This is a genomic window from Halomonas sp. EF61 (assembly GCF_040147045.1).
GTDB classification, from domain to species: domain Bacteria; phylum Pseudomonadota; class Gammaproteobacteria; order Pseudomonadales; family Halomonadaceae; genus Halomonas; species Halomonas litopenaei.
Map to the genome: position 1 here is coordinate 1,347,653 of NZ_JAMSHM010000002.1, position 11,091 is coordinate 1,358,743.

Here is an 11,091-nt window from a genome sequence, read left to right on the forward strand (position 1 = left end):
CATGAAAAAACTCAATAAAATCAGAATCTTGAAAACCGCAACTACAACGATATCGATTGCTAATTCAAAAGACTACCGCAAAGGAAGTAGCGCAAGAGCGTATCGACGACCAGGGCTATACCGCATAGGCCAGCGCTTCGACTTCCAGACTCGACGCTTCCTGGATGGCGTCACGGGTGATCTGCTTGCCCACACAGGCACATTTGCCGCACTGGGTGCCACAACCGGTCTCACGCTGAACCTGACGCCAGCTACGCGCGCCGTCATCGACGCTCTGACGAATCTGTCGGTCACTGACCCCTTTGCACAGGCATACGTACATCGCCATCTCTCCTGAATCACTATAGCCAATGTAAATGATTCCCATAGCGACACGCAACCTTTTCAAGAGTAATTCGTATTTACTTTAGCTAAAGATTTGAATTTACATGACTCAGCTCAAGCGCTGCCCCTGCCGACAGGCAATCGACAGCATCCACAAAACCAGGAACGAAACAGCGGGGAGCGACTCGTGCAGGCTGGATGGGGAGGGGCCGAGCAGCATCTCAGGGAGAACGTCGGCCGGGCGCTGCAGAGGGTGAAGGTTCGATGGCAGACGCCCGAGTCGGGCTGAGGGGTAAGCTGCCCTGTTCAGGAGTCTCGCGTAAGCGCTCGTTGCAGGGCTAGCGCTTCGCCGCCTTCGGCAGCACTACCACCTGAGTGCCGGATGCCAGATCCGCCCAGCTGCGCCGTTCCGCGTCGAACAGCACCCACCAGTGGCCCAGCCCCAGCGGCACGAAGGAAAACGCTCCAACGGCGAAGCGCAGCATGGTCTGACGCAGGCTGATGGGCCCGCCGTCGAGGGTCTGGACGCGCAGGCGCCAGGCCTGCATCCCCAGGGTCATGCCCCCGCGGCGCCAGAAGAATGCAAAAAAGGCAAAGGCCGCGACCACCAGCAGCAGTCGCAGGCTGAGCACCTGCCAAACGCCTGCCCCCACCTCTTCCGGGGCCAGGCCCAGCAGCTTGCGCACCACCAGCACGTGCAAGGTGGTAATCGCGATCCAGATGGCCAGCAACAGAAAGCTGTCGTAGAACATGGCGCCCAGGCGCCGGCCCAACCCCGCGGGCCAGACATCATCGAGATGGGGAAAGCGTCGTGTCATTGGGTTTGCTCAGCAGGTGAAGTCTCGGCAAGGCGCATACTAACGTTGGCGCCGGGGCGATCGAGAGTGCCCAAGCCGGCGCCAGGCATGCCGCCCTTCACCCCGACCGCCTCAATAGGTGAAGTCCCAGCAAGGCGCACACTAACGTTGGGGCCGGGGCGATCGAGAGTGCCCAAGCCGGCGCCAGGCATGCCGCCCTTCACCCCGACCGCCTCAATAGGTGAAGTCCCAGCAGGGCGCACACGAGTGTGGGGGCCAGCACCGCCCAAGCCGGCGAAAAGCCGAATACCGTGGAGGCCGGTGCCAGCAGATCCTGGAGGTACTTGAACACCAGCCCGGTGATAACGCCGTAGAACACCCTCGTCCCGGCGGCCACGGTGCGCAGCGGGCCGAACACGAAGGACGCCGCTACCAATACCAGCGAGGCCATGGTCAGGGGCATCAGCATCTTCTGCCAGAAGTACAGAAGCGGCTGGGTGGCCTCCAGGCCCTGCTCGTCCAGATAGCTGGCGTAGGCCCACAGCTCGCTCGGTGCCTGGGTCTCCACGTCGCGCAGCAGACGCGACAGCTGAGTCGGCGACAGGCTGGTGTCCCAGCGCAGGCTAGCCACCTTGTCGACCTCGGTGCGGTCACCGGTAAAGCGGGTCGTCTCGACCTGCTGCAACTCCCAGAAGTCGCCCTGCCACACCGCACGCCTGGCAGTGGTGACCGACTCCAGCCGGTGGCCGTCGAATTCGTAGCGGGTCAGATCCAGCACGGTGTCGTCGGCGCGAATCGCACCGAAGCGATAGAAGTCGTCGCCCTCACGCTGCCAGCCACCGCGCTCGGTGACTACCGCGCCCTCGCCCTGCATCTGCTGCACCTTCCAGGCGTGGGCGAACTGCTCGGTTCTGGGGCTGACGAACTCAGCCACCGTCAGCACGATCACCACCACCAGGATGATCGGCTTCATCACCCCCCAGACGATGCGCGCCAGCGACCGTCCCGCCGCCCGCATCACCGTCAGCTCGTTGTTGGAAGCCATGCTGCCGAGTCCGATCAGGGCGCCGATCAACACGCCTACCGGGGCATATTGATAAAAGCGCCAGGGCAGGCGCATGCACAGAAACAGGAAGACCTCGAAGGCACCATAGCCGCCTTCGATGTCTCCGAGGTCATCGATATAGGTGATGATCAGGTCCAGGCCCAGCAGCACCACCTGCACTACCAGAATGGCAGCGAGGACGTTGCGGGCGATGTAGCCGTCCAGGCGATCGAGAATCATCCGCTCATTCCCTTGCGTTGGGCATTGAAGGCCAGTCCCAGGCCGAGGATCAGGAAGCCTGCGTGGATCGGCCACATGCCGATGACGGCTGGCAGGCTGCCGCTGCCGATGGCGTCCATGGCCGCCAGCAGCAGACTCAGGTAGGCCACGTACAGAAAGATCGCCGGCAACAGCTTGGCAAAGCGGCCCTGGCGTGGATTGACCCGGGACAGCGGCTGGGCCAGCAGGGTCAGCACGAACACCATCAGGGGAGCGCCGAGCCGCCACTGCAACTGGGCCCTGGCCTCGGGCGAAGCGTCATTCAGCAGGGTCGTGGTGGTGGCAAACTCCGCCGAGTCGGTCTCGACCGCCTCCACCGCCCGCGCCAGACGCACGGCGTAGGTACCGAACTCGAGCCGCTCGGCGTCGGCGCGACCGGCCTCTGCGCTATAGCGTTCACCGTCTTCCAGCACCAGATAGCGACTGCCGGTGTCCGGATCCACCGACTGGTAGCCCTGGGTCGCCCGGGTCACCACGCTCTCGGGGGAGCCATCACTGCGCTTCTGGCGTTCGCTGATGAACACCTCCTGCATGCGCTCGCCGTCCTCGGACACGTCACTGGCATAGGCGATACGCCCGCTGCCGAACTCCTGAAAACGCCCTGGCGCCAGCGCCGAGAAGTCGAGCTTGCTGCGCTGTTCTTCCAGCACCAGTTCGTTGTGCAGGGCACCGGCGGGGGTCAGCCACAGGCTGAATATCCCGACCAGCAGCGCCACCAGGGCGGCGGGCACCAGGCTGACCGTCAGCAAGCGGTTGGGGCTGGTGCCGCATGCCACCAGCACGGTGATCTCGCTGTTGAGGTAGAGCTGGCCATAGGCCAGCAGAATTCCGAGAAAGAACGCCAGCGGCAGGATCAGCTCGAGAAAGCCCGGCATGTGATAGAGCATCAGCGAGCCGAGGATGTTCGCCGGGATCTCGCCTTCGGCGGCGTTGGCAAAATAGCGGATAAACCGACTGCCCATGATCACCAGCAGCAGCACCCCGGCCACCGCCGACATGGTCAGCAGAATCTCGCGGGTGAGGTAACGGAATATGATCAATGCGCGCTCCTGCTCTCGGTCGTCCTCACCGGTCGTCCCTGATCCAGTATAGGTCCCTGATCGATGTCTCTACCCGATCGATCGCTGCGGCCACGGTGATCATGCAAACCCCGGGGGCCTTGGGTACACTGGATGGACTCGGCATCGTGCCGGCATTATCCAGAATCCCCCCACACTTGTCTTGTGGAGTCAGCATGGAATTCCCTGTAAAGACGGCCAACCCGGTCAAGATCGAGACCGCTTGCCTGGTCATCCCGGTGTTCAAGGACGGTGAACTTACTCCTGCCGCCGCCAAGCTCGACGACGCCAGCGAGCGTCTGATCGGACAGTTGATCGAGCGTGGCGATTTCAACGCCAAGCTCGGCAACGTCCAGCTGGTGCCCTTTGCGCCTGGGCTGTGCGCCGACCGCCTGCTGCTGGTCGGCTTCGGCGAGCGCGACAAGTGCAACGAAGGTGCCTTCTGCAAGGCCGTGGACGCCGCCTTCGCGAGCCTCGGTCAGCTGACCGTGGACGAAGTCTCGGTAGCCCTCACCGACGTGCCCGTCGAGGATCGCGACGCCGGCTGGAAGGCCCACAAGATCGCCGAGAGCGCGCTTCGCGCCAGCTACCGCTTCACCGACTTCAAGAAGGAGAGTGGCCCGGCTCCCAGCCTCAAGACGGTGTCGATCCTGCTCAGTGAGGGCGAAGACCAGAACGCGGCCAGCGAAGGCGCCCGCCAGGGTGCCGCCGTGGGCCAGGGCATCAACCTGGCCCGCCAGCTCGGCAACCTGCCGGGCAACGTCTGCACGCCGCGCTACCTCGCCAGCGAGGCCGAGCGCCTGGCCAGCGAATCCGATGGCGCCCTGACCACCGAGATCCTCGACGAGGCAGCCCTCGAGGAGCTCGGCGCGCACTCACTGTTGTCGGTCGGTCATGGCAGCGACGAGCCGTCGCGGCTGATCGTGATGCGCTATCAAGGCGCGGAAGACGAAAACGAGTCGCCCCACGTGCTCGTCGGCAAGGGCATCACCTTCGACACCGGCGGCATCTCGCTCAAGCCCGGTGCCGGCATGGACGAGATGAAGTTCGACATGTGCGGCGCCGCCAGCGTGTTCGGCGCGGTAGCCTCGATCCTGGCGATCAAGCCGAAGATCAACCTGGTCGCCATCGTCGCCGCCGCCGAGAACATGCCCAGCGGTCGCGCGACCAAGCCTGGCGACATCATCAAGACGCTGAAGGGGCTGTCGGTGGAAGTGCTCAACACCGACGCCGAGGGCCGCCTGGTGCTGTGTGACGCCCTGACCTACGCCGAGCGCTTCGAGCCGGCCAGCGTCGTCGACATCGCCACCCTCACCGGTGCCGCCATCATTGCGCTTGGCCACCACGCCACCGGCCTGATGTCCAACGACGACGACCTGGCGCTGGACCTTCTCGACGCCGGCGAAACCGCCTGGGATCGCGCCTGGCATCTGCCGCTGTGGGACGAGTACCAGGAACAGCTGGACTCCAACTTCGCCGACCTGGCCAACATCGGCGGGCGCCCGGCGGGCACCATCACCGCCGGCTGCTTCCTGTCGCGCTTCGCCACCGACTTCCCCTGGGCGCACCTGGACGTGGCCGGCACTGCATGGAACAGCGGCAGCGCCAAGGGTGCCACAGGCCGCCCAGTGGGCCTGCTGACCCGCTACCTGCTCGACCGCGAGGCAGAGGTGGTCAACACCGACCAGGACTGACCCGGCAAGTCCGCAGTCCGCGCGGGTGCCGACAGACGTCGGCACCCGCCCCGGCGGGCATCCCCGTCCTACAGGCTTTCCCGACCCACAGGCTTTCCCGAAAGGGCGAGCCTGTGTCATTCTGATTCCATCGGCAGGCGCGATGCCTGCCCACCCCATCCCGGTCGAGCCCCCTGACTCGACCTCGATCCGCTGTCGCCGCAGAGCCCTTGCGGCGCGATACGATTCTGGAGAACGACCCGTGTCCATCCAAGGCTTCTCGCTCGAGCCCAACGCCAACGCCACCGACGCGAGCATCCGTAACACCATTCTCGAGAACCCGGGCTTCGGTCGTCACTTCACCGACCACATGGCCCACATCCGCTGGACCGAGGACGCCGGCTTCCACGGCCATCAGGTACGTCCCTACGGCCCGCTGTCACTGGACCCGGCCGCCTCGGTGCTGCACTACGCCCAGGAAATCTTCGAGGGCATGAAGGCCTACCGCCACGCCGACGGCAGCGTCTGGACCTTCCGCCCGGAAAAGAACGCCGCGCGCTTTCGCGCCAGCGCCCGTCGCCTGGCCCTGCCGGAACTGTCCGACGAGGACTTCATCGGCGCGGTCAAGGCGCTGGTCGCCCAGGACATCGACTGGGTGCCGACGCCGGCAAGCGCAGCCGAGGAATCCAGTCTCTACCTGCGCCCCTTCATGATCGCCTCCGAGGCCTTCCTTGGCGTGCGCCCGTCCAAGGAGGTGGACTTCTACGTCATCGCCTCGCCGGTGGCGGCCTACTTCAAGGGTGGGGTCAAGCCGGTATCGATCTGGCTGTCGTCGAACTACAACCGCGCCGCCCCCGGCGGCACCGGCTACGCCAAGTGCGGCGGCAACTACGCCGCCTCGCTGCTGGCCCAGAAGGAAGCCGCCGACCACGGCTGCGACCAGGTGGCCTTCCTCGACGCCGTGGAAAACACCTGGATCGAGGAACTCGGCGGCATGAACCTGTTCTTCGTCACCCGTGACGGCCGTCTGGTCACCCCGCGCCTGACCGGCACCATCCTCGAGGGGGTGACCCGGGATTCCATGCTCGAATTGGCCAAGGATGAAGGCCTGACCCCGGAAGAGCGCCCCATTAGCATCGACGAGTGGCGCGATGGCGTGGCCTCCGGCGAGATCACCGAGGTCTTTGCCTGCGGTACCGCCGCGGTCATCACCCCCATCGGGCGACTGGTCAGCGAGGACGGCGTGATCGAGCACCCCGAGGGCAACGAGCTGGCCAGTCGACTGCGCAAGCGTCTGCTCGACATCCAGTACGGCCGTGTCGAAGACACCCATGGCTGGCTGACCCGTCTTGCCTGATCCGGCTCCTTCCCTACTAAAAGGCCGCCCCCGGGCGGCCTTCGTTCAGCCATCAAGTCAGAGCGCATGACCAAGATCGACTTCTACATCCTGCCGGACACCACCCTCGAGGCCCGCCTCGCCTTCGCCTGTCGGCTGACCGAGACCATCGCCCGCAAGGGCTACCGGCTCTACCTGTACGCCGAAGACGAAGCCATGGCCCGTGAGCTCGACCAGCGTCTGTGGGACTTTCGTCCCGACGCCTTCGTCCCCCATGCGCTCGAGGCTGGGGGCGGGGCCGATGCAAGAGCGGCCGGCGCTACAGAATCAACCCAGCAAGAAGCGAGGCCAGTTGCCGTCACCATCGGCTGGCAGGGCCCGCCGCAAAGCCTCGACCCGCCGCCCCAGGCGATGCTCAACCTGTCGCCGGAAATCCCCGAGTGGTTTTCTCGCTTCGAGCGGGTGGCCGAGATCATCAACCAGCACCAGGACGTGCTGACGGTCAAGCGCGAGTGCTGGAAGACCTACAAGCAGCGCGGCTACCCGGTCACACCGCACCACCTCAAGGGTCAGGGGTAGGCACGCAGAGCCGGGCCTGGGCCTAGTCCGAAAACTCGACGAGCGCAGGCAATTTTCAGACAAGCCCCACGCTCGCCACACCGGTGGATTTTCGTACAATCTGATACCCTACAGACAGGACCGACCGGCTCGGTATCGATCAGGTGTCGTTCGAAACTCTGCACAGGACAAATAGGCTGACATGCTGCCCTGTCCCAGGAGGCGCGCAGTGGACAAGCAAGCGCTGCTGAGGCTCCTCAGAGCCCATATGCCAACCCTTGCCAAGACTTTCGGCGTCGAGGAACTGGCCATCTTTGGCTCAGTCGCGCGTGGCCAGGAAGACGAGCACAGTGATATCGACCTTCTGGTTCGGTTCGACGGCCCGGCCACCTCAGCGCGTTATTTCGGTCTGCAGTTCTATCTGGAGGACCTGACCGGCAAGCCCGTCGACCTTGTGACTGACAAGGCCCTGCGCTCGGAATTGCGCCCTGTTGTCGAACGCGAGGCCCTCAGTGTCTGACCGCACCCCACATCGAGAATGGCGCTTCTATCTGAGCGATATGCGCGGGTTCACGGAGAAGGTCCTGAAGTACACCCAAGGACTTGATAGGGCCACCTTCACCGCTCAAGAGCTCGTCTTCGATGCCACACTGAGAAACCTTGAACTGATCGGTGAAGCTGCCACGCACATACCCGCAGAGGTACGTGCTCACTATTCCGACATTCCCTGGCGCATGATTATCGCAACTCGGAACCGTTTGATTCACGCCTACCTTGGCATCGATCCCGATACCATCTGGAGTATCGTGACAGACGATATTCCCGCCTTGCTGACACACCTCGTGACCATCGAAAACGAGCTATCCGGGCGTTAGCTCTGAGCCAGCCACCAACCTTCAGAATCGTCCCTGGCGCCCCCTGACGCCCCGCGTCGGATCAGGGTATAATCGAGCCCATTTTTCGCAGGCCTCACTCGCGCAACCGCTCTTCGGCGGGATGCTTGCGAGCCCGAGCGCCGGCTGTCGAACTCCAAGCCCAGCGCCATGCGCGAGCCCCTGTCTCGTGCCTGGCATGCCCCGGGCTCCGCTAGCAAGAGTACCCCATGGACAAGACCTACCAACCTGAAAGCATCGAAGCCCGCTGGTACGAGCGCTGGGAAAACGACGGACGGTTCGCGCCCTCGGGCAAGGGCGACCCCTTCGCCATCATGATTCCGCCGCCCAACGTCACCGGCAGCCTGCACATGGGTCACGCCTTCCAGGACACCATCATGGACACCCTGATCCGCTGGCGGCGGATGCAGGGTCGCAACACCCTGTGGCAGGTGGGCACCGACCACGCCGGCATCGCCACCCAGATGCTGGTGGAGCGCAAGGTCGCCGCCGAGGAAGGCAAGACGCGCCACGACCTGGGGCGCGAGGCCTTCATCGACAAGGTGTGGGAATGGAAGCGTGAGTCCGGCGGCCATATCACCCGCCAGCTCCGTCGCATGGGCGCAAGCCTCGACTGGAGCCGCGAGCGCTTCACCATGGATGAGGGCTTCTACAAGGCGGTGCAGGAGGTCTTCGTCCGCCTGTACGAAGAGGATCTGGTGTATCGCGGCAAGCGCCTGGTCAACTGGGACCCGACGCTGAACACCGCCATCTCCGATCTCGAGGTCGAGAATCGCGACCAGCAGGGTCAGTTCTGGCACTTCCGCTATCCGTTGGCCGACGGTGTCACCACCGACGCCGGCCTCGACCATCTGGTGGTCGCCACCACCCGCCCCGAGACCCTGCTCGGCGACAGCGCCGTGGCGGTCAATCCCGACGACGAGCGCTACGCCTCGCTGGTCGGCAAGTTCGTCGAGCTGCCGCTGGTCGGCCGTCGCATCCCCATCGTCGCCGATGAGCACGCCGACATGGACAAGGGCTCGGGCTGCGTGAAGATCACCCCGGCCCACGACTTCAACGACTATGAAGTCGGCAAGCGCGCTGATCTTCCGCTGATCAATGTCTTCTCGAAGACCGCCCATATCCTCGAAGCCGCCGAAGCCTTCGACATCCAGGGCCGTCCGCTGACCGACATCGACAATAGCCTGCCTGCGGCCTACGCCGGCCTCGACCGCTTTGCCGCCCGCAAGGCCATCGTCGCCGACATGGAGGCCAAAGGCCTGCTCGAGAAGACCGAGACGGTCAACAACACCCTGCCCTACGGCGATCGTTCCGGTGACGTGATCGAGCCGCTGCTGACCGATCAATGGTTCGTGGCGGTGGAAACACTGGCCAAGCCGGCCATCGAGGCGGTGGAAAACGGCGACATCCAGTTCGTGCCCAAGAATTACGAGAACATGTACTTCTCGTGGATGCGCGACCTGCAGGACTGGTGCATCTCGCGCCAGCTGTGGTGGGGCCACCGTATCCCTGCCTGGTATGACCAGGAGGGCAACGTCTATGTGGCGCGCACCGAAGCCGAGGCCCGCGAAAAGCACGGCATCGCAGGCGACGTCGCCCTGACCCAGGACGAGGACGTACTCGACACCTGGTTCAGCTCCGGGCTGTGGACCTTCGGCACCCTCGGCTGGCCCGAGCAGACCGAAGAGCTCAAGACCTTCCATCCCAGCAGCGTGCTGGTGACCGGCTTTGACATCATCTTCTTCTGGGTCGCGCGGATGATCATGCTGACCCTCAAGTTCACCGACGAGGTGCCGTTCAAGACGGTCTACGTCCACGGCCTGGTGCGTGACGGCCAGGGCCAGAAGATGTCCAAGTCCAAGGGCAACGTGCTCGACCCCATCGACCTGATCGACGGCATCGATCTGGAGGCGCTGGTCGACAAGCGCACCGGCAACATGATGCAGCCGCAGAAGGCCAAGGCCATCGCCAAGGCGACCCGTTCGGAGTTCCCCGACGGCATCGAGGCCCACGGCACCGACGCCCTGCGCTACACCTTCCTGTCCCAGGCCACCACCGGTCGCGACATCAAGTTCGACATGGGCCGGCTGGACGGCTACCGCAACTTCTGCAACAAGCTGTGGAACGCCTCTCGCTACGTCTTGATGAACGCCGAGAACGAGGACTGCGGCCGCGAAGGCGGCGAGGTCGAGCTGTCGCTGGCCGACCGCTGGATCGAGGCCCGCCTGCAGCAGACGGTGGATCTGGTCACTCGTGCGATGGAGGAGTTCCGCTTCGACCACGCCTCCCAGGCGCTTTACGACTTCGTCTGGAACGAGTACTGCGACTGGTATCTGGAGCTGTCCAAGCCGGTACTGTGGGACGAAGGCGCCAGCGAGGCCGCCAAGCGCGGCACCCGGCGCACCCTGGTGCGGGTGCTGGAAGCCATCCTGCGCCTGGCCCATCCGATGATGCCGTACATCTCCGAGGAGATCTGGCAGCGCGTGGCGCCGCTCGCCGGCACCCTGGAAGGGGACAACGATTCGCTGATGGCCAAGGCCTGGCCGCTGGCGGACGAGGCGTTGATCGACCAGGACGCGATCCGTGACATCGAATGGCTCAAGGGGGTGATCGTGGCGGTGCGCAACATCCGCGCCGAGATGAACATCGCCCCGGGCAAGCCGCTCGACGCCCTGCTGACCAAGGGCAGCGAGGCCGACCAGGCGCGCCTGAGCGCCAACCGCCTGTTCCTGTCCAAGCTGGCCAAGCTGTCGTCCATCGAGTGGCTCGATGACGCCAGCACGGCGCCGCTGTCCGCCACCCAGCTGGTCGGCGACATGGAAGTACTGGTGCCGATGGCGGACCTGATCGACAAGGACGCCGAGCTCGCCCGCCTGGGCAAGGAGATCGACAAGCAGGACAAGTTGATCGGCGGCGTCGAGAAGAAGCTCGCCAACGAAGGCTTCGTGGCCAAGGCCCCGGCCGCCGTCATCGACAAGGAGCGTGGCAAGCTCGAGGAGTACCAGGCCGCCCGCCGGGTGCTGGTCGAACAGCGCGACAAGATCGCGGCCCTGTAGTCTGGGCCTAAACCGGCTCAACCGGCCTGAGCACCAGCCGAGTCGACCCCCCCCCCCCGGCCGGGCCGGGTT

Annotated in this window: 10 protein-coding genes; 6 read left to right on the forward strand and 4 right to left on the reverse strand. The window is 64.6% G+C overall.

The genetic code is table 11. From position 1 onward, the window contains the following. Window positions 1-115: 115 nt before the first annotated feature. The 4 genes from NFI08_RS14895 to lptF form a co-directional block, all read right to left on the reverse strand. Entirely contained in the window at window positions 116-322 is a 207-nt protein-coding gene (locus NFI08_RS14895) for a (2Fe-2S)-binding protein (RefSeq protein WP_045994717.1), read from the reverse strand. Between the two features lie 340 nt (window positions 323-662). Beyond that, window positions 663-1,142, reverse strand: coding sequence for an RDD family protein (locus NFI08_RS14900; RefSeq protein ID WP_045994718.1), 480 nt, complete (start codon window positions 1,140-1,142; stop codon window positions 663-665). A gap of 199 nt (window positions 1,143-1,341) precedes the next feature. Further along, complete coding sequence (gene lptG / locus NFI08_RS14905) at window positions 1,342-2,406, reverse strand: LPS export ABC transporter permease LptG (protein WP_349590282.1); 1,065 nt, start codon at window positions 2,404-2,406, stop codon at window positions 1,342-1,344. After that, complete coding sequence (gene lptF / locus NFI08_RS14910) at window positions 2,403-3,485, reverse strand: LPS export ABC transporter permease LptF (RefSeq protein WP_222568259.1); 1,083 nt, start codon at window positions 3,483-3,485, stop codon at window positions 2,403-2,405. Before lptF ends, lptG begins: the two co-directional genes overlap by 4 nt. A gap of 194 nt (window positions 3,486-3,679) precedes the next feature. Between lptF and NFI08_RS14915 the strand changes: the two genes are divergently transcribed. The 6 genes from NFI08_RS14915 (at window position 3,680) to NFI08_RS14940 (ending at window position 11,019) form a co-directional block, all read left to right on the forward strand. Further along, window positions 3,680-5,197 carry a leucyl aminopeptidase gene (locus NFI08_RS14915; protein ID WP_349590285.1) on the forward strand — a complete coding sequence of 506 codons (1,518 nt, stop codon included), beginning with the start codon at window positions 3,680-3,682 and terminating at the stop codon, window positions 5,195-5,197. 241 nt (window positions 5,198-5,438) lie between these two features. After that, window positions 5,439-6,533 carry a branched-chain amino acid aminotransferase gene (locus NFI08_RS14920; protein ID WP_287163275.1) on the forward strand — a complete coding sequence of 365 codons (1,095 nt, stop codon included), beginning with the start codon at window positions 5,439-5,441 and terminating at the stop codon, window positions 6,531-6,533. A 66-nt stretch (window positions 6,534-6,599) separates the two neighbouring features. Beyond that, window positions 6,600-7,091, forward strand: a complete 492-nt coding sequence (locus tag NFI08_RS14925; protein ID WP_349590289.1) for a DNA polymerase III subunit chi — start codon at window positions 6,600-6,602, stop codon at window positions 7,089-7,091. A gap of 208 nt (window positions 7,092-7,299) precedes the next feature. Beyond that, window positions 7,300-7,590: a nucleotidyltransferase family protein gene (locus NFI08_RS14930; protein WP_349590292.1), complete on the forward strand. Its 291-nt coding sequence runs from the start codon at window positions 7,300-7,302 to the stop codon at window positions 7,588-7,590. Further along, window positions 7,583-7,945, forward strand: coding sequence for a HepT-like ribonuclease domain-containing protein (locus NFI08_RS14935; protein WP_349590295.1), 363 nt, complete (start codon window positions 7,583-7,585; stop codon window positions 7,943-7,945). Before NFI08_RS14930 ends, NFI08_RS14935 begins: the two co-directional genes overlap by 8 nt. 227 nt (window positions 7,946-8,172) lie before the next feature. After that, on the forward strand, window positions 8,173-11,019 hold the full coding sequence (locus NFI08_RS14940) for a valine--tRNA ligase (protein WP_349590298.1): 2,847 nt from the start codon (window positions 8,173-8,175) through the stop codon (window positions 11,017-11,019). Window positions 11,020-11,091: the final 72 nt, after the last annotated feature.